Here is a 20,660-nt window from a genome sequence, read left to right on the forward strand (position 1 = left end):
CGGGTAGGCGGAACTCCGCGCGGGCCACGGGCGTGCGTGACGAGCCCGACGTGCGACCGTGCGCGAGCGTGTCAGCTTGCCACAGGTATTTGACGGTAAATTGAAATGATCCGAAGAAACGGATCGTCAGCCAGGCGGGGCGCCGTCGGACGGGGCGGCCGTCGCGCGGCGGCGCGCACGCTTCGACGCGCCGTTGACGAGCGCCCAGCGCAGCACGGGCGCGACCGCGCGTATGCCGGGCCGGACCAGCGCGCGCCGCACCGGCGCGAACGCCGACACGCCGAGCATGCGCTGCGCCCACGGCGGCAGCAGGTCGATTCCGGCATGCATCACCAGCGACGCGGCAGGCCGCAGCGCCGGCTTCGCGACCGGCACATTCAGCAGGATGGACATCACGTCGAACGTGCGCGGCCCGGCTTCGAGTTCGGGCAGCATGCGCGCGAGATAGGCCGCCACCTCGGCGCGCGAACGCGGCACCGCTTGGGCGCCCAGCAGCTCGGCGATCAGCGCCGTCTCCGCGTAATAGCGGTCCTGCAGTTCGCCCGGCAGCGCCGGATTCACGTAACGCAGATGCGCGGCGAGGAAGCTCGATACTTCCGCGACATGCACCCAGGTCAGCAGCGCGGGATCGTCGGCGCGGTACGGCCGGCCGTCCGGCGCGTTGCCCGAGATGTGCGCGTGGATCGCCTTCACGCGCTCGATCAGCGCGAGCGCGTCCGAGCGGCTGCCGAACGTCGTCCCCGTGATGAACGTGGCGGTGCGCCGCAGACGGCCGAGGATATCGGTGCGGAACGACGAATGATCCCAGACGCCCGCGAGCGCGAGCGGGTGGAGCGCCTGCAGCAGCAGCGCGGCGATGCCGCCTGTCATCATCGACGTGAAATCGGCATGCACGCGCCAGCAGACGGCGTCGGGGCCGAACAGCCCCGGGTCGCCGGGCGGTGAAGAGAGATCGATCGACGGGCCGCCGCCGCCGACCGTCAGGTGCGTGATGCCGGCCACGAGCCGCTTGCGGATCGGCTCGGCCCAGCGCGGGCCCGGCGCGGGTGCGGTGGGGTGGTGGCTGGGCGGCGTCGTCATGGCGGGTGCGACTCGGGCGACGGACTACTTCCCGTCCGGAGTATCCCACTCGTCGCGTTCGGTGCGGCGGGCCTCGGGCACCGACAGCCCGAAGTGGCGATACGTGAGCAGCGTCGCGACGCGCCCGCGCGGCGTGCGCTGCAGGAAGCCCTGCTGGATCAGGTACGGTTCGAGCACGTCCTCGATCGTGTCGCGCTCCTCGCCGATTGCCGCCGCGAGATTGTCGATGCCGACCGGGCCGCCGTCGAACTTGTACAGGATCGCTTCGAGCAGCTTGCGGTCCATCAGGTCGAAGCCGACCGGATCGACGTCGAGCATCGCAAGTGCGGCATCGGCGACGGCCGCGGTGATCTGGCCGTCGGCCTTCACTTCCGCGAAGTCGCGCACGCGGCGCAGGAGCCGGTTGGCGATCCGCGGCGTGCCGCGCGAGCGCTTCGCGATTTCCAGCGCGCCGTTCGGATCGATCTGCGCATTGAGCAGCGACGCCGAGCGCCGCACGATGCGCGACAGTTGATCGGCGTCGTAGAACTCGAGGCGCGCGACGATCCCGAAACGATCGCGCAGCGGGTTGGTCAGCATCCCCGCGCGAGTGGTCGCGCCGACCAGCGTGAACGGCTGCAGGTCGAGCTTCACGCTGCGCGCGGCCGGGCCTTCGCCGATCATGATGTCGATCTGGTAATCCTCGAGCGCCGGATACAGGATTTCCTCGACGACCGGCGACAGCCGGTGGATTTCGTCGATGAACAGCACGTCGTTCGCCTCGAGGTTCGTGAGCAACGCGGCGAGATCGCCCGCGCGCTCGAGCACGGGCCCCGACGTCTGGCGCAGGTTCACGCCCATCTCGCGCGCGATGATGTGGGCGAGCGTCGTCTTGCCGAGACCCGGCGGCCCGAACAGCAGCACGTGGTCGAGCGGCTCGGAGCGGCGTTTCGCGGCTTCGATGAAGATCTCGAGCTGGCCGCGGACCTTTTCCTGGCCGACGTAGTCGTCGAGCTGGCGCGGCCGCAACGCCCGTTCGAACACCTCCTCGTGCGACGAGGCGGGTGTGGCGGCGATGATCCGCTGCTCGGTGGCGAGTTTGTCGGTTTCAATCATGCGGCCATTGTACCGCGCGACGGAGCCCGGGCCACCTGGCCGAACGGCCGACTGGCGCGCGCCGCGCGGCGGCGCGACACTGGCTTCGACGGCCGGATCGACCGCGTGTTACGCCTTCGACAACGCCTTCAGCGCGAGCTTGATGCCTTCGGACACGCCGGTGCCGGCCGGCACGTTCTTGATCGCGGCAAGGCCTTCCTTCTCGGAGTAGCCGAGCGCCAGCAGCGCGTTGAGGATGTCGGTCGCGTGGTCGGACGGCGAAGCCGCGCCGGCGAGCGCGCCGAGGTCGGCGCCGAGCTTGCCCTTCAGCTCGAGCAGCAGGCGCTCGGCCGTCTTCTTGCCGATGCCGGGCAGGCGCGTGAGGCGTGCGGCGTCCTGCATCGTCACGGCCTGTGCGAGCTCCTGCACGCTCATGCCGGACAGCACGGCGAGCGCCATGCGCGCGCCGATGCCGGTGATCTTCAGCAACTCGCGGAAGGTCGTGCGTTCCTGCGGCGTCAGGAAGCCGTACAGCAGGTGTGCGTCTTCGCGGACGATCTGCTGCGTGAGCAGCACGATGCGTTCGCCCGTTTGCGGCAGGTTGTAGAAGGTGCTCATCGGCACGTCGATTTCATAGCCGACGCCGTTGCAGTCGACGAGCAGATGAGGCGGGTTCTTTTCGAGCAGGATGCCGGCGATGCGACCGATCATGGAGGACGGGATGCGAGGAAGAAAGCGCGAGTGTAGCGCACGCGCGGCGCAATGCCGATGGGCGCGGCCGTCAGGCCGAAGCGGCGCGCGTCGCGGGCATGTCGGGCGTGGGTGAAACGATCGAGGCGGCCAACGCAGCCCGCGCAGTCGAGCCGACGCGCGCGGCCGCGGTGCGCGGCAGCGTCAGCCGACCAGCCTGCCGCGCCGCACGCGCAGCCCTTTCTGCGCGAGCGCCGGCGCGAGCCCGCCCAGCGTGCTGAGCGTGTTGCCGCCGTGCGCGTGGCAGATCGCCATGCCGAGCGCGTCGGCGGCGTCCGAGCCCGGCTGGCCGGACAGGTTGAGCAGCCGCGTGACCATGTCCTGCATCTGCGTCTTGGTCGCGCGGCCGTAGCCGACCACGGCCTGCTTGAGCTGCAGCGCCGTGTATTCGGCGACCGGCAGCCCGCCCGCGACGAGCCCGCAGATCGCGGCGCCGCGTGCCTGGCCGAGCAGCAGCGTCGACTGCGGGTTCACGTTGACGAACACCTTTTCGATCGCGGCCTGGTCGGGCGCGTGTTCGCGCACGATCGTCGAGATGCCCTGGAAGATCGTGCCGAGCCGGGTGGCCAGGTCGGCCGTCGGCGTGCGGATCACGCCGCTCGTGACATAGGCGAGCCGGTGGCCGCTGACGTCGATGACGCCGAAGCCGGTGACGCGCAGGCCGGGGTCGATGCCGAGAATTCGCATGAGTGAGGAGAGTGGCGTGATGCAGCGATACTACAACGAATGGGGCGGCAAGCCGGTCGCGCGGTCGCGCGCGAAGGCGCCGCGCAATAAAAAACCCGGCGGAGGTGATGCCGCCGGGTTCCGGTGCAGCGGCCGCGCGCGGGCCGCATGCGGCGATCAGTGACGGAAGTGGCGCACGCCCGTCAGGATCATCGCGATGTTGTGCTCGTCGGCTGCCGCGATCACTTCGTCGTCGCGCATCGAGCCGCCCGGCTGGATCACGCAGGTCGCGCCGGCCGCCACGACCACGTCGAGGCCGTCGCGGAACGGGAAGAACGCATCCGACGCGACGGCCGAGCCGGCGAGCGTCAGCCCCGCGTTCTGCGCCTTGATGCTCGCGATACGGGCGGAATCGACGCGGCTCATCTGGCCGGCCCCGACGCCGAGCGTCATGCCGTTGCCGCAGAACACGATCGCGTTCGACTTCACGTACTTCGCGACGCGCCATGCGAACAGCAGGTCGTCCATTTCCTTCGGCGTCGGGTGGCGCTTCGTGACGACGCGCAGCTCGTGCGGCTGCACGTTCTTCGAATCGAGCGACTGCACGAGCAGGCCGCCGCCCACGCGCTTCAGGTCGAATGCGTTGTGGCCGTCGCCGAGTGCGATTTCCAGCAGGCGCACGTTCTGCTTCGCGGCGAACACCTGCTTCGCGGCGTCGGAGAACGACGGCGCGATCAGCACTTCGACGAACTGCTTCGCCACCGCTTGCGCGGCCGCTTCGTCGACTTCGCGGTTGAACGCGATGATGCCGCCGAATGCGGAGGTCGGGTCGGTCTGGAATGCCTTCGCATACGCGTCGGCCGAGTCGTTGCCAACCGCGACGCCGCACGGATTCGCATGCTTGATGATCACGCAGGCCGGCGCGTCGAACGTCTTCACGCATTCCCACGCCGCGTCCGAGTCCGCGATGTTGTTGTACGACAGTTCCTTGCCCTGCAGCTGGCGGTAGTTCGCCAGCGCGCCGGCCGGCGCCGCGAGGTCGCGGTAGAACGCCGCGCTCTGGTGCGGGTTCTCGCCGTAGCGCAGGTCCTGCACCTTGTCGAACGCCAGGTTCAGCGTGGCCGGGTACGTGTTGCGCGATGCGTGCTTCAGCTCGTCGGTCAGGCTGGTCAGGTAGTTCGTGATCGCGCCGTCGTATTGCGCGGTGTGCGCGAACACCTTCGTCGCGAGACGGAAGTTGGTCGGGTAGCCGACGGTGTTGCCGTTCGCCTTCATTTCATCGAGCACGACCGCATAGTCGGCCGGGTCGACCACGACCGTCACGTCGCGGTGGTTCTTCGCTGCCGAGCGCAGCATCGTCGGGCCGCCGATGTCGATGTTCTCGATCGCGTCGGCGAGCGTGCAGTCGTCCTTCGCGATCGTCGCGACGAACGGATACAGGTTCACGACGAGCAGGTCGATCGTCGGGATGCCGTGCTGCTCCAGCGCCTGCATGTGCTCGGGCAGGTCGCGGCGGGCGAGGATGCCGCCGTGCACCTTCGGGTGCAGCGTCTTCACGCGCCCATCGAGCATTTCCGGGAAGCCCGTGTAATCGGCCACTTCGGTCACGGGCAGGCCGGCGTCGGCGAGGAGTTTCGCGGTGCCGCCCGTCGACAGCAGCTTGACGCCGAGGTCGGACAGCGACTTCGCGAAGTCGACGATGCCGGTCTTGTCGGAAACGGAAATGAGCGCTTGCTTGATCATGATGGAACCACCAATAGCCAGGGAAACGGGGACGGGACGGCCGCCTACAGCAGGCCGTGCTGCTGCAGCTTCTTGCGCAGCGTATTGCGATTGATGCCGAGGTACTCGGCGGCGAGCGACTGGTTGCCGCCGGCCTGTACGAGCACGACCTCGAGCATCGGCTTTTCGACGCAGGACATCACCATTTCATAGACGTCGTGCGGATTGGAGCCGTCTAGATCCCGGAAATACACGTCCAGGCTCTCGCGGACACATTGTTCGATGTTGTGCTTGCTCATGCTGCTAACTGGTTATGGTCGTCCGGCTCGCCCCGGCCGTTTTCCGCTTCGTCATCGACGTAGACGAGGTGGTCCGACAGCGCTTTTTGCGCCTCGAAGAATGCATTGACGGCGGCGAGCTGCTCGCGGGTGGAATCGAGCGTGTTCATTCGGTGCCGGAACCCGTTGGCACCGGAAAGGCCGCGAGTGTACCAGCCGATGTGCTTGCGCGCAGTACGGACGCCGGTGAATTCGCCATAGAAAGCGTAGTGGTCTTCCAGGTGTTCGTTCATCACGTGCTGGATCTCGTCGATCCGCGGCGGGGGCAGCAGCTCGCCGGTTTGCAGGAAATGATCGATTTCGCGGAACAGCCACGGCCGGCCTTGCGCGGCGCGACCGATCATCAGCGCGTCGGCGCCGGTTGCGTCGAGCACGGCCTTCGCCTTGGCGGGCGACGTGATGTCGCCGTTCGCGACGACCGGAATCCGCACGGCCGCCTTCACGGCGGCGATGGTGTCGTACTCGGCGTCGCCGCGGTACAGGTCGGCGCGCGTGCGGCCATGCACGGTGAGCATCGAGATGCCGGCCGCTTCGGCCAGGCGCGCGACCGTGATCGCGTTCTTGTGCTCGCGGTCCCAGCCGGTGCGGATCTTCAGCGTGACGGGCACCGCATCGGGCCCGGTGCCGACCGCCGCCACGACGGCCTCGACGATCCGCTGCACGAGCGGCTCGTTCTGCAGCAGCGCGGAGCCGGCCGCGACGTTGCAGACCTTCTTTGCCGGGCAGCCCATGTTGATGTCGATGATCTGCGCGCCGTTGTCGACGTTGTAGCGGGCCGCTTCGGCCATCATCGCCGGATCGGCGCCGGCGATCTGCACCGCGATCGGCTCGACCTCGCCTTCGTGGTTCGCGCGCCGCATCGTCTTCGCGCTCTTCCACAGCTGCGCGTTGGACGCGACCATCTCGGACACCGCGTAACCGGCCCCCAGCCGCTTGCACAGCTGGCGGAACGGACGATCCGTCACCCCGGCCATCGGGGCGACGAACAGGTTGTTACGCAATACGTGAGGGCCGATAACGGGCATCGCAATGGCGCCGCCCGCGACACGCGCGGGCAGGGGAAGGGAAGGCGGAAAACGGGCATTTTACCGTATTCCCATGCCCCGCCGATTTGACCCGGTTTGCCTGGTGTGCCCGGAGGGGCCGTACGGTGCGCCGCGCGTCAGTTGCGCTGGCCGAACATCATCTGGCGAGCGATCGCCTTCTTGAGCGGCGGCACGAATTCGAGCGCGGTGAGCGCCGCGCCGCGCAGCAGCGGAAGCGGGCCCGAGTCGATCGTAAACAGGCGCGCCAGCGTGTCGGTCGCGCCGATCGTGAGGCGCCGGTCGAGCGCGCGGCGCGCGTTGAAGGTCGCGAGCGCGGTCGCTTCGAAGCCTTGCGCGGAGAGTGCGTCGACGAGCGTATGCGCATCGCGCAGCCCGAGGTTGAGCCCCTGGCCCGCGACCGGATGCAGCGTTTGCGCGGCGTTGCCGACGATCGCGATGCGGCCGCTCACGAGCGTTTGCGCCGCGCTCAGCCCGAGCGGGAACGACGCCCGCCCCGCGATCGCGACGAACCGGCCCATCCGCTCGCCGAATGCCGCGCCGAGCTCGCCAAGGAAAGCGTCGTCGGGCAGCGCCGCGCGGCGTGCGGCCTCGTCGGGCGTGCAGCACCATACGAGCGAATACTCGGCCTGACGCGGCCCGCCGAGCGGCAGCAGCGCGAGCGGGCCTTCGTGCGTGAAGCGCTCCCACGCGACGTTCGGGCGCGGTGCCGATACCGTGACCGTCCCCACGATCGCGGTCTGCCCGTAATCGCGGCGATGCTTGCCCGTATCGGCGTGCCGTTCATGAAACAGCCCGCCTTCGGCATTGATGACGATGCGCGCGCGCAGCGTGCGTTCGCCCTGAGGGCCGTCGAGCGTCAGCGTGACGCCGTCGGTGTCCTGCCGCGGCGTGCGTGCGGTGGTGGACGTGAGCCAGTCGACCCGCGTGTCGCGCACGGCGCCCGCAAGCGCCTGCACGATCGAGCCGTAACGCACGACGTAGCCGAGCGCGGCGAGCGCGTGTTCGTCGCGGTCGATCAGCGTGCGGCCGAAATGGCCGCGTTGCGACACGTGGATATGTTCGATCGGCGTGGCGTCGGCCGGCCACGCGAGCGTGTCGAGCAGCACGCGGCTGCCGTGCGATACGGCGATCGCGCGCGGGTCGTTCGCGCTCGCGGCAGGTTCGCGCGCGTCGATCAGCGCGATCGACGCATGCTGGGTCGCGCTGCGGCGTGCGAGCCAGCCGGCGAGCGCGAGTCCGACGGGGCCCGCGCCGACGATGGCGAGGTCGTAATCCGGCGTGGCCGGCGAGGAAGCGGTCGTCATCTTGATTCGTGAAACGGAGGTAACGGTCGGCGGCCGGTCATGCGTCCGCGCGCATCAGCGCCTCGATCTCGTCGGCCGCGACCGGCACGCCGCGCGTGATCAGCTCGCAGCCGTGCTCGCGCACGATCGCGTCGTCCTCGATGCGGATGCCGATGTTCCAGTACTCGGGCGGCACGTCGTCGGCCGCGCGCACGTACAGGCCGGGCTCGACGGTGAGCGTCATGCCCGGCTTCAGCGTGCGCCACGGCAGCGCGCCGTTCGCGTCGCGCGCGGCGAGCCGCTCGCGATAGTCGCCGCAGTCGTGCACGTCCATCCCGAGCCAGTGGCCGGTGCGGTGCATGTAGAAGCGCGTGTATGCGCGCTCGGCGATCACGTCGTCGACGTTCGAGAAGCGCGTTTTCGGGATGATGCCGGTATCGAGCAGCCCCTGCGCGAGCACGCGTACGGCCGCATCGTGCGGCGCCTCGAACGGCACGCCCGCGCGCGTCGCGTCGATCGCGGCCTGCTGCGCGGCGAGCACGATGTCGTACAGCGTGCGCTGCGCGGGCGAGAAGCGGCCGTTGGCCGGGAACGTGCGCGTGATGTCCGATGCATAGCCGTCGAGTTCGCAGGCGGCGTCGATCAGGATCAGGTCACCGTCCCGCGCGGCCGCGTTGCCGGCCGGGTAGTGCAGCACGCACGCATTCGCGCCGGCCGCGACGATCGACCCGTACGCGGGCGCCTGCGCGCCGTGCTTGCGGAACAGGTACAGCAGCTCGGCCTCGAGTTCGTATTCGCGGATGCCGGGGCGGCACGCCTGCATCGCGCGGCGGTGCGCGAGCGCGGAGATGTGCGCGGCGCGCATCATGATCGCGAGTTCGTGTTCGTCCTTCACGAGCCGCATGTCGTCGAGCAGCGGCGTGAGGTCGAGCAGCGCGTCCGGCGCGGCGACGCCCGTGCGTGCCTGCGCGCGCACCGCGTCGATCCAGCCGGCGAGCTGGCGCTCGAACTCGGCCGACGCGCCGAACCGGTAATGCACGGTGCCCGCATCGGCGAGCAGGCGCGGCATTTCGGTGTCGATCACGTCGACCGCGAAGGCCGCGTCGAAGCCGAACGCGTCGCGCGCGGCATCGGGCCCGTAGTGAAAGCCTTCCCAGATTTCGCGGTCGACGTTCTTGGCGCGGCAGAACAGGATCGATTCCGGCGCGCCGTGCGGCGCGGCCGCGTCCAGCACAAGCACGGCATCCGGCTCGGTGAAACCCGTCAGGTAATGGAAGTAGCTGTCGAACCGGTACGGGTAGGCCGTGTCGCGGTTGCGCAGCATTTCCGGCGCGGTGGGGACGATGGCGACGCCGCCGCCCGCGGCACGCAGTGCGGCAAGCACGCGTTCACGGCGCTGGCGGTAGACGTCGACGGCGATGGCGGTATCGAGGGGCGCGTTCATTCGTGCGATTGTAGCGCCGCGCGCCGCGGTGCGTGAGTGTGGGGCCGGAAGCCGCGCCGGCCGGGCCGCGCGTGGCGGCTGTTGCAAACCATCCACAGGCCGGACGGCCGATTTTCTACCCGGCCGCGCGGGCCGGTTATGATCGGCGACAACGTATACTCGCGGCGGTTCCCTTAAAAAGGCAGATGATGAAATTAATCGGTTCGCTCAGCAGCCCGTACGTCCGAAAGGCGCGGATCGTGCTTGCCGAAAAGAAGATCGACTACAAGCTGGAGCTCGAGAACGTGTGGGCGCCGGATACGAACATTCACGCGTCGAATCCGCTCGGCAAGGTCCCGTGCCTCGTGATGGAAGATGGCGCCGCGGTGTTCGATTCCCGCGTGATCTGCGAATACGTCGATACGCTGTCGCCGGTCGGCAAGCTGATTCCGCCGTCGGGCCGCGAGCGCGTCGAAGTGCGCTGCTGGGAGGCACTGGGCGACGGCGTGCTCGACGCGGCCGTCGCGATCCGTCTCGAACACACGATGCGCGACGAAGCGCAGCGCAGCGCGAGCTGGATCGCGCGCCAACAACGCAAGATCGACGACGCGCTCGTCGCGATGTCGCAGGGTCTCGGCGGCAAGACGTGGTGCGTCGGCAATCATTACACGCTTGCTGACATCGCACTCGGCTGCGCGCTCGGCTATCTCGACTTCCGGATGCCCGAGCTCAACTGGCGCGATCGCCACCCGAACCTCGACAAGCACTTCGTGAAGCTGCAACAGCGACCGTCGTTCGCCGATACGCTGCCGCAGAACTGAGCCGCGGCCCGGCCTTCACGCATTCGCCAGACGAAAGAAAAGCAAGAGCGCCCCGCGGGGCGCTTTTGCTTTTGCGGCGCGGGCCGGCCGCCGTCGTAAAGGGGCTGCCGTGCGCTTTACTCGATCGACGCGTACACGGCTTCGCCGAGCGTGAACGAATCGCTGCGCGCGATCGGCCACCACTTGTCGTACAGCGAGAAGCCGCAGGTCTGGCCGTCGAGCAGCGCACCGGGTTTCAGGTATTTCAGCAGTTGCGACATCAGCCGCACTTCGTGCGGCGCGACCCGCTGCACGATGTGGTGCGCGCGCAGCTCGGACGGATGCGCGAGGCCGGCCGCCTGCACGAGTTCCTGCAGCGCATGCAGCGTATTGCGGTGGAAGTTGTACACGCGCTCGGCCTTGTCGGGCACGACGAGCGCCCGCTGGCGCACCGGGTCCTGCGTCGCGACGCCGGTCGGGCAGCGGTCGGTGTGGCAGTGCTGCGCCTGGATGCAGCCGACCGCGAACATGAAGCCGCGCGCCGAGTTCACCCAGTCCGCGCCGATCGCGAGCGTGCGCGCGATGTCGAACGCGGTGATGATCTTGCCGCTCGCGCCGATCTTCACGCGGTCGCGCGCGCCGATCCCGACGAGCGTGTTGTGCACGAGCAGCAGTCCTTCCTGCAGCGGCACGCCGACGTGGTCGGTGAATTCGAGCGGCGCCGCGCCCGTGCCGCCTTCCGCGCCGTCGACGACGATGAAGTCGGGCACGATGCCCGTCTCGAGCATCGCTTTCGCGATCCCGAAGAATTCCCACGGATGGCCGATGCACAGCTTGAAGCCGGTCGGCTTGCCGCCCGACAGCGTGCGCAGCCGTTCGACGAATTCGAGCAGCCCGCGCGGCGTCGAGAATTCCGAGTGCGTCGCGGGCGAGATGCAGTCCTTGCCCATCGGCACGCCGCGCGTCTCCGCGATTTCCGGCGTGATCTTCGCGGCCGGCAGCACGCCGCCGTGGCCGGGCTTCGCGCCTTGCGACAGCTTCACCTCGATCATCTTGACCTGCGGATCGGCGGCCTGCTTCGCGAACTTGTCCGGGTTGAAGGTGCCGTCGTCGTTGCGGCAGCCGAAGTAGCCGGACGCGATTTCCCAGATGATGTCGCCGCCGTTCTCGCGGTGGTACTTCGACAGCGAGCCTTCGCCGGTGTCGTGCGCGAACCCGCCTTTCTTCGCGCCGAGGTTCAGCGAGCGGATCGCGTTCGCGGACAGCGAGCCGAAGCTCATCGCCGAGATGTTGAAGATCGAAATGTCGTACGGCTGCGCGCGATTCGCGCCGACGCGGATACGGAAATCGTGGTTCGGCAGCTTCGTCGGCGCGAGCGAATGGCTGATCCATTCGTGCGCGACGGCCTTCACGTTCAGTTCGGTGCCGTACGGGCGGTTGTCGGCGACGTTCTTCGCGCGCTGGTAGACGAGGCTGCGCTGCGCGCGCGAGAACGGTTTTTCGTCGGTGTCGTCCTCGACGAAGTACTGGCGGATTTCAGGCCGGATGAATTCGAACAGGAAGCGGAAGTGGCCCCACAGCGGGTAGTTCCGCAGGATCGCGTGGCGATCCTGGTTCAGGTCGTACAGGCCGAGTGCGACGAGGGCGATGGGGATGACGATCCACAGCCAGGAAAGGAGGTGGACCGACGCGAGTGCGGCCGCGGCGACGAGCAGCAGGACGGCGCACCACATCGCGAGGTAGCGTCTGGAAAGCATGGGGGACTCCGTAAGAATCTTGAGATACCGCCATGCGTACGCTGCGAAGGCGGCGCGCCGGCCGCGACGGAATCGTGTTCCGCCGGGCGCGGCGTGCCGCAAGTCTAAACCGAATGGGTGTCAGCGTGCTTCGGCGAGCGCCGGCGCGTGGGCCGCCGCCGCAGCCTGACCGGTCGCCGCGGATTCGATGATGCCGCCGCCCAGACAGATCTCGCCGTCGTACAGCACGGCCGACTGGCCGGGCGTGACGGCCCACTGCGCATCGTCGAACGCGAGCGAGAAGCGCGCCTCGCCTGCCGGGCCGGCTGCCGCGGCGTCGATCGCGGCCCGACCGAATACGCACGCCGCATCGGCCTGCCGGTAGCGCGTCTTCGCGCCGCACGCGAAGCCGTCCGCCGGCGGCTCGCCGGCGACCCAGCTCACGTTGCCGGCGACGAGCTCGCGCGACAGCAGCCACGGATGATCGTGGCCCTGCACGACGTACAGCGTGTTCGACGCGATGTCCTTCGCGGCGACGAACCACGGCTCGCCGCTGCCGCTCCTGCTGCCGCCGAGCCCGATGCCCTTGCGCTGGCCGAACGTGTAGAACGCGAGGCCGATGTGCTCGCCGACCACCTTGCCGTCGGGCGTCTTCATCGGGCCGGGCTTCGTCGGAAGATAACGGTTCAGGAAATCGCGGAACGGCCGCTCGCCGATGAAGCAGATGCCGGTCGAATCCTTCTTCTTCGCATTCGGCAACCCGATCTGCGCGGCGATCTCGCGCACCTTCGTCTTCGGGATCTCGCCGAGCGGGAACATCGTCTTCGACAGCTGCGCCTGGTTCAGCCGGTGCAGGAAGTACGACTGGTCCTTCGTGTGATCGAACGCCTTCAGCAGTTCGAAACGCCCGTCACGTTCGCGCACGCGCGCATAGTGGCCGGTCGCGATCATTTCCGCGTCGAGCGACATCGCGTGGTCGAGGAACGCCTTGAACTTGATCTCGGCGTTGCACAGCACGTCGGGGTTCGGCGTGCGGCCGGCCGAGTATTCGCGCAGGAATTCGGCGAACACGCGATCCTTGTATTCCGCCGCGAAGTTGACGGCTTCGACGTCGATGCCGATCAGGTCGGCCACCGACACGACGTCGATCCAGTCCTGGCGCGCCGAGCAGTACTCGCCGTCGTCGTCGTCTTCCCAGTTCTTCATGAACAGGCCGACCACGTCGTAGCCCTGTTCCTTCAGCAGCCACGCGGTCACCGACGAATCGACGCCGCCCGACATGCCCACCACTACACGGCGCTTGCTCATTTGCCGACCGCCTGACGTTCGAATGCCTCGGGGCGCGGGGCGACCGAGTGCGTGTGTACGAAATCGAGCGGAATGCGCCGCCCGGCGAGATAGTCGTCGACGCAGCGCATCACCGCGGGCGAACGATGGCGCTCGCTGCAGGCGCGCAGCTCGTCCGCCGTCATCCACAGCGTGCGGACGATGCCGTCGTCGAGCACGTGGCCCGCGACCGGTTCGCCGGCCGTGCCGCAGAACGTGAAGCGCAGGTAGGTCGCGCCGGCGCTGCCGGGGCGGTCGTAGTGCGCGAGATAGACGCCGACGAGTGCGTCGGGCGTGAACGGGTGCGCGGTTTCCTCCAGCGTTTCGCGGATCACCGCGTCGGCCAGCGTTTCGCCGGCTTCGAGGTGACCGGCCGGCTGGTTGATGCGCAGGCCCGTCGAGGTTTCTTCCTCGATCACGAGAAAGCGGCCGGCGCGCTCGACGAGCGCGGCGACCGTCACATGCGGGGTCCAGATTTCGGGTTTCATGGTTCGGCATTTTACCGGTTGCGCCCGAAGGCTGCCGGCCGTTCCGTTAGACGAATCCGACCCTTTCGGATTCGTCGGCCCCGGCGGGACATGGCGGCGCGGATCAAACCGACGTCGCATTCGAGCACGATCGTGCGGAAAGTGCTGGCGGGGCCATCGCTTTCGGTTAAAGTGCAGCGTGAACGCCGTTGCTCGTGAGCCGGTAAGTCAGCCTGTCCGGCTCGTTGCGCAGTAAAAAGATCGCAAGAAAAGAAATACTGACAATGACTGGAGGAACTGACGATGCATATTGGAGTGCCTGCTGAAACGCGGGCCAACGAGGCGCGTGTGGCCGCGACGCCGGAAACCGTGAAGAAATACGCGGCGGCCGGCCATCGGGTCAGTATCGCGAAAGGGGCCGGCACCGCGGCCAGCTATCCCGACGAAGCCTATGCGGCCGCCGGCGCCGAATTGACCGACCAGTCGGCCGCTTTCGACGCCGACATCGTGCTGAAGGTCCAGGCGCCCACCGACGCCGAACTGCCGTCGCTCAAGCGCGGCACCGTGCTGGTCGGCATGCTCGAGCCGTTCAATGGCGAGCAGGCGGCGAAACTCGCCGCGGCCGGCGTGACCGGTTTCGCACTCGAGGCCGCGCCGCGCACGACGCGCGCGCAGAGTCTCGACGTGCTGTCGTCGCAGGCGAACATCGCCGGCTACAAGGCCGTGCTGGTGGCCGCGTCGCTGTATCCGCGCTTCATGCCGATGCTGATGACGGCCGCGGGTACCGTGAAGGCGGCGCGCGTGCTGATTCTCGGCGCGGGCGTCGCGGGCCTGCAGGCGATCGCGACCGCGAAGCGGCTCGGCGCCGTGATCGAGGCGTCCGACGTGCGGCCGGCCGTGAAGGAGCAGATCGAGTCGCTCGGCGCGAAATTCCTCGACGTCCCGTTCGAAACCGACGAAGAGCGCGAAGCCGCGCAGGGTGTCGGCGGCTATGCGCGCCCGATGCCGCCGTCGTGGCTCGGCCGCCAGGCCGCGCTCGTGCACGAGCGTGCGAAGCAGGCCGACATCGTGATCACCACCGCGCTGATTCCGGGGCGCCCGGCGCCGACGTTGATCTCGGTGGAGACCGTGCAGTCGATGAAGCCCGGCGCGGTGCTCGTCGATCTCGCGGCCGGCCGCGGCCCGGAATTCGACGGCCGCAAGGGCGGCAACTGCCCACTGACCGTCGCCGACCAGGTGATCGTGCACAACGGCGTGACGATCGCCGGCTACACGAACCTCGCGTCGATGGTCGCGTCGGACGCGTCGGCGCTGTACGCGCGCAACCTGCTCGATTTCATGAAGCTGATCGTCACGAAGGAAGGCACGCTGAACATCGACCTGACCGACGACATCGTCGCCGCGACGCTGCTGTGCCGCGACGGCGAAGTCACGCGCAAATAACGGAGGAGACCATGGAAGTCATCAATCACACGGTGATCAACGTGATCATCTTCGTGCTGGCGGTGTACGTCGGCTACCACGTCGTCTGGAACGTCACGCCTGCGCTGCATACGCCGCTGATGGCCGTGACCAACGCGATCTCGGCGATCGTGATCGTCGGCGCGATGCTCGCGGCGGCGCTCACCGTCGGCGCGACCGGCAAGTTCTTCGGCACGCTCGCGGTCGCGCTCGCGGCCGTCAACGTGTTCGGCGGCTTCCTCGTGACGAGGCGCATGCTCGAGATGTTCCGCAAGAAGGAGCCCAAGCGTGTCGAGGGCGGCAAGGAGGGCGCGCGATGAGCATGAACGTCGTTACGCTGCTGTACCTCGTCGCGTCGGTGTGCTTCATCCAGGCGCTGAAGGGCCTGTCGAACCCGAAGAGCGCGCGGCGCGGCAACCTGTTCGGGATGGTCGGGATGGCCATCGCGATCCTCACGACGATCGCGCTGATCGTCAAGCAGGCCGCGTGGCTCGGCGCGAACCTGCCGCTCGGCCTCGCGCTCGTGCTCGGCGCGCTGATCGTCGGCGGCGGCGTCGGGGCATTCGTCGCCGCGCGCGTCGAGATGACGAAGATGCCGGAACTCGTCGCGGCGATGCACTCGCTGATCGGTCTCGCGGCCGTGTGCATCGCGTATGCGGTGGTGTCGGAGCCGGAAGCGTTCGGGCTCGTGCCGCAGGACGCGGTGTCGTCGAGCTTCATCCCGTACGGCAACCGCGTCGAGCTGTTCATCGGCACGTTCGTCGGCGCGATCACGTTCTCCGGTTCGGTGATCGCGTTCGGCAAGCTGTCGGGCAAGTACAAGTTCCGGCTGTTCCAGGGCGCGCCGGTCGTGTACGCGGGCCAGCACCTGATCAACCTGATGCTCGCGATCGCGATGCTCGGCTTCGGCATCCTGTTCTTCATCACGCAGGCGTGGCTGCCGTTCATCATCATGACGGCGATCGCGTTCGTGCTCGGCGTGCTGATCATCATCCCGATCGGCGGCGCGGACATGCCGGTGGTCGTGTCGATGCTGAACTCGTACTCGGGCTGGGCCGCGGCCGGCATCGGCTTCTCGCTGAACAACGCGATGCTGATCATCGCCGGTTCGCTGGTCGGCTCGTCGGGCGCGATCCTGTCGTACATCATGTGCCATGCGATGAACCGCTCGTTCTTCAACGTGATCCTCGGCGGGTTCGGCGGGGAAGCGGCGGCCGGCGGCGCGGGTGGCGCGCAGGAGCAGCGGCCGGTGAAGTCGGGCTCGGCCGACGACGCGGCGTTCATGCTCGGCAACGCGGAATCGGTCGTGATCGTGCCGGGTTACGGGCTCGCCGTCGCCCGTGCGCAGCACGCGCTGAAGGAGCTGACCGACAAGCTGGTCGAGAAGGGCATCGACGTGAAGTACGCGATCCACCCGGTCGCCGGGCGGATGCCGGGGCACATGAACGTGCTGCTCGCGGAAGCGGAGGTGCCGTACGAGATCGTGCACGAGATGGAGGACATCAACGGCGAATTCGGCCAGGTGGACGTGGTGCTCGTGCTCGGCGCGAACGACGTCGTGAACCCGGCCGCGAAGAACGATCCGAAATCGCCGATCGCGGGGATGCCGATCATCGAGGCGTACAAGGCGCGCACGGTGATCGTCAACAAGCGCTCGATGGCGGCCGGCTACGCGGGCCTCGACAACGACCTGTTCTACATGGACAAGACGATGATGGTGTTCGGCGATGCGAAGAAGGTCATCGAGGACATGGTGAAGGCCGTCGAGTGACGACAGGGCAGCGCGCCGGCTGCGTTCATGACGGAGCGAATGCGGTCGTGCGCATGCCATGACATGTGCAATGCAGGGGCGCACGTATTGGCCCCCGCCGCGCAGCGCTAGCGCGCTTTTGTCAGCCGATCGGAAAGCGCGTCGAGTTCCCGACTGTGGAAGAGGTCGATGCACTTCATCGTATTGAACGACGCTGGAATCGATCCGCTGTATTGTCGTTCGACATACCGTTGCGTGAGCGCGCGGAGCGCGTCGTAGGCCTCGATTGGCTGATCGCCGAATTCCAGATAGGCGCTTGCGGTGGCATTGGCGTCGTCACGATCGCGGGTATCGTGCGCGATCCCGGCCAGGCAAACGCTGAGTGCCGAGTTCTTCAGCAACGTTTTTTGCGAATGCCGTTCGACAGCATGGCGAGCATCGGGGGCCGCGACCGTGGCTTGGGGTAACGCCGTGACGGGGCCGATTGCGAGAGCCATCGCGAGCGCGAGCCGCGGGTCTTTCAGCGCAATACCCATATCGATGCGGTTTCCGGAATCCGTGTCCCGACTTCATCGACTGAAACTTTGACTCTCATGAAGGCGTGCCATCCACTGGAGAATGACGGTCTCGACATGTTGTTAATCCAATCGGAATTGACTGAGAGGCGCGAGCCGATTCCTCAAATCCTCAGGATCATGGGCGGATCGTGCCGTGAAAAAATCGACAAGCAAGCTCGATTGTGCGCAGTGCTGACGATTCAGAAAATGGGACGTGTATGGAAAATCTCGCCGGTTTCGTTGATTGTGCGACGAACGGTTCCGTCCGACCGCTACGTTCCAAGAAGCGGTCGGTACGGAAATTCGAATGAAAACGAGAGAGATTCGAAAGTGACGGCGCCGATTTTCCCGGCGCCGTTTTCCATCCCGCGGCGGCCCGATGCGTCACTTCATCGGCGCTTCCGCGATCCGCATGTAGTCGGCGATCCGACGGCCTTCCATGTCCGGAAACTGCTCGTGCACGGTGATGTCGCCCATCCGCGCGATGTCGAAGGTGCGGAAATCGCCGCGCAGCTCGCACCACGCGCCGATCGTCCAGCGCCCGCCCCAGTAGACGAGCCCGAGCGGCCATACGCGGCGCTGCGAATGCGCGCCGAGCCGGTCGCGATAGGCGAAGCTGACGATGTGGCGCGTGTCGATCGCCTGGTGGATCGCGTCGACCTTCGCGCAAAACGTCTCGTCGATGTGGAACGACGGCGCGAACACGGGCAGGCGGTCGAGCGCCGTGCGCTTGTCGGCCGGCATCGCCGACGCGATCTTCGCGAGCGCCGAGCGCGCGCCGCTCGCGAAGCGCGCACCGCCCCAGGTTTCGAGCATCCGCGCGCCCGTGGCGAGCGCCGCCAGCTCCTCGGCCGTGAACGTGAGCGGCGGCAGGCTCGCGTTGCGGTTCAGCCGGTAACCGATGCCGGCTTCGCCTTCGATCGGCACCCCTGACAGTTGCAGGTCGCGCACGTCGCGATAGACCGTGCGCGGCGACACCGACAGCCAGTCGGCCAGTTGCTGCGCGGTCGTGAGACGACGCCCGCGCAACAGCTCGGCGATCTGGAACAGACGGTCGGCACGGCGGGTCATGACGGCACCTCGATTCCTCTGGCTACGGGGACTTCGCGATGATAGCGCCGCGCCGGCCCGCTGACCGCTGCGCTCAGTGGCATTTCGGCGCGTGCAGGCCGACGCGGTTGCCTTCCGTGTCGATCAGGTAGCCGACGTAGCCGTAGTTGTTCGGCAGCTCGACGACCGAGCCCTGCACGACGCCGCCCGCGCGCTTCGCGCGTTCGAGCGCGGCGACGACCGATTCGCCGGCGTTCAGGTAGACGAGCACGCCGTTCGCGCTCGGCTTCATCTGCTGCGGATCGAACACGATGCTGCCGCCCGTGCTCGACGCTTCGTGATCGAACATCGCCATCGGCACGCCGCCGATGACCTCGCGCTGCAACGTGGTTTGCAGCACGGTTTCGTAGAAGCGGATCGCACGGTCGAAATCGAGGGACGGAATGTCGAACCACGCGATCGCGCGTTCCAGAGTTGCGGTTGCAGTTGCGGACGTCATGACGAGCTCCTTGTTGTTCGGGTTGTTCTGGACGGAAACCAGCCTTGCATTGCGCCGGGATTGCAGTGTGAGCGGGGGCTCCTGACAGCGTGCTGTCAGTAGTGATGGCGGTGCTGACAAAAGGGCCCCGTCGACCGCATCGGCGGCGTGCGCCCGGGCGGCGGCGCGTACGGGGCCGTGCGGGCGGAGCGGGCGCGGCCCCGCTTGCATCGGTGCCGCGCAAAACGAAACGCCCGGCGGATGCCGGGCGTCATCGGAGTGTCAGCAGGCGGCAGCGGCCGCCGCGACGTTCGCGCGAGTTCGGCGCGTCAGGGTCAGGCGTCGCCTTCCTGCGCGGCCGGGCGCGCCTTCACGCTGCCTGCGATCAGGTCGAAGCGGAACAGCCGGCATTCGAGCGCGCCGTTGAACAGCGGCGTCTTGGCCGATTCGCGCAGCCGCAACTGGCCCGGCAGCGAACGGTCGGACGTCAGCAGGAACGCCTGCCAGCCCGTGAAGCGCTGCTTCAGCGCATCGCCGAGCGCGTTGAAGAACTCGCTGTCCGGCGCGTCGGTGTGCGTGCGGCGGAACGCGTCGTCGTTGCCGCGGTTGCGGCCGGTCTCGCGCACCTCGCCGCGCGCGCTGCGGCCGCGCACTTCGATCCGCTCGCCGTACGGCGGGTTCGCGAGAAGGATGCCCGGCCCGTCGCACGGCGGCGTCATCCCGCGCGCGTCGACCTGCTTGAGCCACACCGACGGCACGCCCGCGCGCTCGAGGTTCGCGCGTGCCTTCTCGAGCATGTCGCCGGAGATGTCGCTGCCGTACACGCCGAGCGCTTCGCCGCGCTGGGCCCGCGCCGCGCGCTTCGCGTCGAGCGCCGGCACCTTCAGCCCCTGCCACGCGGTGATGTCGTACTGCTTGAGCTTTTCGAAGCCGAACCGGCGCTCGACGCCCGGCGCCACGCCGAGCGCGATCTGCGCGGCTTCCGCGAGGAACGTGCCGCTGCCGCACATCGGGTCGTACAGCGCGGTGCCGGGCTTCCAGCCCGTCAGCCGCAGGATGCCTGCCGCGAGGTTCTCGCGCAGCGGCGCCGCGCCCTTGTCGAGGCGCCAGCCGCGCTTGAAGAGCGGCTCGCCCGACGTGTCGAGGTACAGCGTGCATTCGCCCGCGGTCAGGAACGCGAACACGCGCACGTCCGGCGCACCGGTGTCGATGCTCGGGCGCGAGCCGGTTTTCTCGCGCATCCGGTCGCAGATCGCATCCTTCACGCGCAGCGTCGTGAATTCGAGGCTCTTCAGCGGCGACTTGATCGCGGTGATGTCGATGCGCAGCGTCTGCGTCGACGCGAACCAGCGTTCCCACGGCTGCTCGAGCGCGAGCGCGTAGACGTCCTGCTCGTTGCGGTACGGGCCGTGCGCGATCTTCAGCAGGATCCGGCTCGCGATCCGCGAATGGAGGTTGGCGGCCATGCCGGCGGCCCAGCCGCCGCTGAAATGGACGCCGCCCGGCACCTGCGCGCCCGCGGTGAACGGCGCGCCGTTCAGGTGGCGGCCGGCGATTTCGGCCAGCTCGGCGGCAAGCGCCGCCTCGAGGCCGCGCGGGCAGGGGGCGAAGAATTCGAACAGGGTGGGCGAGGACATAAGGCGGGTGAGGACG

The 20,660-nt window shown here is 68.0% G+C and carries 20 protein-coding genes; 4 read left to right on the forward strand and 16 right to left on the reverse strand.

The features are described 5' to 3' along the window. Positions 1–126: 126 nt before the first annotated feature. The 9 genes from CFB52_RS03250 to CFB52_RS03290 all read right to left on the reverse strand — a co-directional run bounded on the left by CFB52_RS03250 (position 127) and on the right by CFB52_RS03290 (position 9,403). On the reverse strand, positions 127–1,080 hold the full coding sequence (locus CFB52_RS03250) for an oxygenase MpaB family protein (RefSeq protein WP_099316072.1): 954 nt from the start codon (positions 1,078–1,080) through the stop codon (positions 127–129). Positions 1,081–1,104: 24 nt separating this feature from the next. Then, on the reverse strand, positions 1,105–2,175 hold the full coding sequence (gene ruvB, locus CFB52_RS03255) for a Holliday junction branch migration DNA helicase RuvB (RefSeq protein ID WP_059581103.1): 1,071 nt from the start codon (positions 2,173–2,175) through the stop codon (positions 1,105–1,107). Positions 2,176–2,283: 108 nt separating this feature from the next. Beyond that, the gene (gene ruvA, locus CFB52_RS03260) at positions 2,284–2,865 is read right to left on the reverse strand and encodes a Holliday junction branch migration protein RuvA (RefSeq protein WP_031402135.1); all 582 of its coding nucleotides are present in this window, start codon (positions 2,863–2,865) and stop codon (positions 2,284–2,286) included. A 183-nt stretch (positions 2,866–3,048) separates the two neighbouring features. Next, a complete protein-coding gene (ruvC, locus tag CFB52_RS03265; protein ID WP_059638140.1) occupies positions 3,049–3,591 on the reverse strand; it encodes a crossover junction endodeoxyribonuclease RuvC in 543 nt (180 codons plus the stop codon). A 156-nt stretch (positions 3,592–3,747) separates the two neighbouring features. Further along, entirely contained in the window at positions 3,748–5,313 is a 1,566-nt protein-coding gene (purH, locus tag CFB52_RS03270) for a bifunctional phosphoribosylaminoimidazolecarboxamide formyltransferase/IMP cyclohydrolase (RefSeq protein WP_089464543.1), read from the reverse strand. Positions 5,314–5,357: 44 nt separating this feature from the next. Beyond that, positions 5,358–5,591, reverse strand: coding sequence for a Fis family transcriptional regulator (locus CFB52_RS03275; protein ID WP_006476892.1), 234 nt, complete (start codon positions 5,589–5,591; stop codon positions 5,358–5,360). After that, positions 5,588–6,655 (reverse strand): tRNA dihydrouridine synthase DusB, encoded by a 1,068-nt coding sequence (dusB, locus tag CFB52_RS03280; RefSeq protein ID WP_059581116.1) that lies wholly within the window; start codon positions 6,653–6,655, stop codon positions 5,588–5,590. Before dusB ends, CFB52_RS03275 begins: the two co-directional genes overlap by 4 nt. A gap of 137 nt (positions 6,656–6,792) precedes the next feature. Next, complete coding sequence (locus CFB52_RS03285) at positions 6,793–7,980, reverse strand: UbiH/UbiF/VisC/COQ6 family ubiquinone biosynthesis hydroxylase (RefSeq protein WP_099316073.1); 1,188 nt, start codon at positions 7,978–7,980, stop codon at positions 6,793–6,795. A gap of 37 nt (positions 7,981–8,017) precedes the next feature. Then, positions 8,018–9,403, reverse strand: a complete 1,386-nt coding sequence (locus CFB52_RS03290; protein ID WP_099316074.1) for an aminopeptidase P N-terminal domain-containing protein — start codon at positions 9,401–9,403, stop codon at positions 8,018–8,020. A 188-nt stretch (positions 9,404–9,591) separates the two neighbouring features. Between CFB52_RS03290 and CFB52_RS03295 the strand changes: the two genes are divergently transcribed. Next, the gene (locus CFB52_RS03295) at positions 9,592–10,203 is read left to right on the forward strand and encodes a glutathione S-transferase family protein (protein WP_059581211.1); all 612 of its coding nucleotides are present in this window, start codon (positions 9,592–9,594) and stop codon (positions 10,201–10,203) included. 116 nt (positions 10,204–10,319) lie between these two features. On the opposite strand, the gene CFB52_RS03300 is transcribed toward CFB52_RS03295, so the two are convergent. The 3 genes from CFB52_RS03300 to CFB52_RS03310 all read right to left on the reverse strand — a co-directional run bounded on the left by CFB52_RS03300 (position 10,320) and on the right by CFB52_RS03310 (position 13,732). Beyond that, positions 10,320–11,939, reverse strand: coding sequence for an FMN-binding glutamate synthase family protein (locus tag CFB52_RS03300; protein ID WP_099316075.1), 1,620 nt, complete (start codon positions 11,937–11,939; stop codon positions 10,320–10,322). 120 nt (positions 11,940–12,059) lie between these two features. After that, on the reverse strand, positions 12,060–13,226 hold the full coding sequence (gene mnmA, locus CFB52_RS03305) for a tRNA 2-thiouridine(34) synthase MnmA (protein WP_099316076.1): 1,167 nt from the start codon (positions 13,224–13,226) through the stop codon (positions 12,060–12,062). Then, complete coding sequence (locus CFB52_RS03310) at positions 13,223–13,732, reverse strand: NUDIX hydrolase (RefSeq protein WP_059501004.1); 510 nt, start codon at positions 13,730–13,732, stop codon at positions 13,223–13,225. The genes mnmA and CFB52_RS03310 overlap by 4 nt, the downstream gene beginning before the upstream one ends. 282 nt (positions 13,733–14,014) lie before the next feature. On the opposite strand from CFB52_RS03310, the gene CFB52_RS03315 reads away from it, so the two are divergent. Genes CFB52_RS03315 through CFB52_RS03325 form a run of 3 tightly spaced genes read left to right on the forward strand, consistent with a single transcriptional unit; the run spans position 14,015 to position 16,943 of the window. Further along, on the forward strand, positions 14,015–15,154 hold the full coding sequence (locus CFB52_RS03315) for a Re/Si-specific NAD(P)(+) transhydrogenase subunit alpha (protein WP_059638152.1): 1,140 nt from the start codon (positions 14,015–14,017) through the stop codon (positions 15,152–15,154). A gap of 11 nt (positions 15,155–15,165) precedes the next feature. Then, complete coding sequence (locus tag CFB52_RS03320) at positions 15,166–15,492, forward strand: NAD(P) transhydrogenase subunit alpha (protein WP_006476884.1); 327 nt, start codon at positions 15,166–15,168, stop codon at positions 15,490–15,492. Further along, a complete protein-coding gene (locus CFB52_RS03325; protein ID WP_059581136.1) occupies positions 15,489–16,943 on the forward strand; it encodes an NAD(P)(+) transhydrogenase (Re/Si-specific) subunit beta in 1,455 nt (484 codons plus the stop codon). Before CFB52_RS03320 ends, CFB52_RS03325 begins: the two co-directional genes overlap by 4 nt. Before the next feature lie 107 nt (positions 16,944–17,050). Here the strand turns inward: CFB52_RS03325 and CFB52_RS03330 are convergent, their stop codons facing one another. From CFB52_RS03330 to CFB52_RS03345, 4 genes are all read right to left on the reverse strand, one after another. Further along, positions 17,051–17,458, reverse strand: coding sequence for a T6SS amidase immunity protein Tai4 family protein (locus tag CFB52_RS03330; RefSeq protein WP_089464547.1), 408 nt, complete (start codon positions 17,456–17,458; stop codon positions 17,051–17,053). Positions 17,459–17,863: 405 nt separating this feature from the next. Next, positions 17,864–18,550: a YafY family protein gene (locus CFB52_RS03335; RefSeq protein WP_059581139.1), complete on the reverse strand. Its 687-nt coding sequence runs from the start codon at positions 18,548–18,550 to the stop codon at positions 17,864–17,866. 73 nt (positions 18,551–18,623) lie between these two features. After that, the gene (locus CFB52_RS03340; protein ID WP_059581142.1) at positions 18,624–19,028 is read right to left on the reverse strand and encodes a VOC family protein; all 405 of its coding nucleotides are present in this window, start codon (positions 19,026–19,028) and stop codon (positions 18,624–18,626) included. 314 nt (positions 19,029–19,342) lie between these two features. Continuing rightward, positions 19,343–20,644 carry a class I SAM-dependent RNA methyltransferase gene (locus tag CFB52_RS03345; RefSeq protein WP_059581144.1) on the reverse strand — a complete coding sequence of 434 codons (1,302 nt, stop codon included), beginning with the start codon at positions 20,642–20,644 and terminating at the stop codon, positions 19,343–19,345. Positions 20,645–20,660: the final 16 nt, after the last annotated feature.

The sequence above is a fragment of the Burkholderia sp. AU18528 genome (assembly GCF_002223215.2).
Classification (GTDB): domain Bacteria; phylum Pseudomonadota; class Gammaproteobacteria; order Burkholderiales; family Burkholderiaceae; genus Burkholderia; species Burkholderia semiarida.

Excerpts from the sequence above, each read along its gene's own strand:
- dusB (WP_059581116.1), bottom strand. The coding sequence starts at position 6,655 with ATGCCCGTTATCGGCCCTCACGTATTGCGTAACAACCTGTTCGTCGCC.
- CFB52_RS03285 (WP_099316073.1), bottom strand. The coding sequence starts at position 7,980 with ATGACGACCGCTTCCTCGCCGGCCACGCCGGATTACGACCTCGCCATC.
- CFB52_RS03335 (WP_059581139.1), bottom strand. The coding sequence starts at position 18,550 with ATGACCCGCCGTGCCGACCGTCTGTTCCAGATCGCCGAGCTGTTGCGC.
- purH (WP_089464543.1), bottom strand. The coding sequence starts at position 5,313 with ATGATCAAGCAAGCGCTCATTTCCGTTTCCGACAAGACCGGCATCGTC.
- CFB52_RS03340 (WP_059581142.1), bottom strand. The coding sequence starts at position 19,028 with ATGACGTCCGCAACTGCAACCGCAACTCTGGAACGCGCGATCGCGTGG.
- CFB52_RS03250 (WP_099316072.1), bottom strand. The coding sequence starts at position 1,080 with ATGACGACGCCGCCCAGCCACCACCCCACCGCACCCGCGCCGGGCCCG.
- CFB52_RS03325 (WP_059581136.1), top strand. The coding sequence starts at position 15,489 with ATGAGCATGAACGTCGTTACGCTGCTGTACCTCGTCGCGTCGGTGTGC.
- ruvC (WP_059638140.1), bottom strand. The coding sequence starts at position 3,591 with ATGCGAATTCTCGGCATCGACCCCGGCCTGCGCGTCACCGGCTTCGGC.
- CFB52_RS03295 (WP_059581211.1), top strand. The coding sequence starts at position 9,592 with ATGAAATTAATCGGTTCGCTCAGCAGCCCGTACGTCCGAAAGGCGCGG.
- CFB52_RS03315 (WP_059638152.1), top strand. The coding sequence starts at position 14,015 with ATGCATATTGGAGTGCCTGCTGAAACGCGGGCCAACGAGGCGCGTGTG.
- CFB52_RS03345 (WP_059581144.1), bottom strand. The coding sequence starts at position 20,644 with ATGTCCTCGCCCACCCTGTTCGAATTCTTCGCCCCCTGCCCGCGCGGC.
- CFB52_RS03330 (WP_089464547.1), bottom strand. The coding sequence starts at position 17,458 with ATGGGTATTGCGCTGAAAGACCCGCGGCTCGCGCTCGCGATGGCTCTC.
- mnmA (WP_099316076.1), bottom strand. The coding sequence starts at position 13,226 with ATGAGCAAGCGCCGTGTAGTGGTGGGCATGTCGGGCGGCGTCGATTCG.
- CFB52_RS03275 (WP_006476892.1), bottom strand. The coding sequence starts at position 5,591 with ATGAGCAAGCACAACATCGAACAATGTGTCCGCGAGAGCCTGGACGTG.
- CFB52_RS03320 (WP_006476884.1), top strand. The coding sequence starts at position 15,166 with ATGGAAGTCATCAATCACACGGTGATCAACGTGATCATCTTCGTGCTG.
- CFB52_RS03290 (WP_099316074.1), bottom strand. The coding sequence starts at position 9,403 with ATGAACGCGCCCCTCGATACCGCCATCGCCGTCGACGTCTACCGCCAG.
- CFB52_RS03300 (WP_099316075.1), bottom strand. The coding sequence starts at position 11,939 with ATGCTTTCCAGACGCTACCTCGCGATGTGGTGCGCCGTCCTGCTGCTC.
- ruvB (WP_059581103.1), bottom strand. The coding sequence starts at position 2,175 with ATGATTGAAACCGACAAACTCGCCACCGAGCAGCGGATCATCGCCGCC.
- CFB52_RS03310 (WP_059501004.1), bottom strand. The coding sequence starts at position 13,732 with ATGAAACCCGAAATCTGGACCCCGCATGTGACGGTCGCCGCGCTCGTC.
- ruvA (WP_031402135.1), bottom strand. The coding sequence starts at position 2,865 with ATGATCGGTCGCATCGCCGGCATCCTGCTCGAAAAGAACCCGCCTCAT.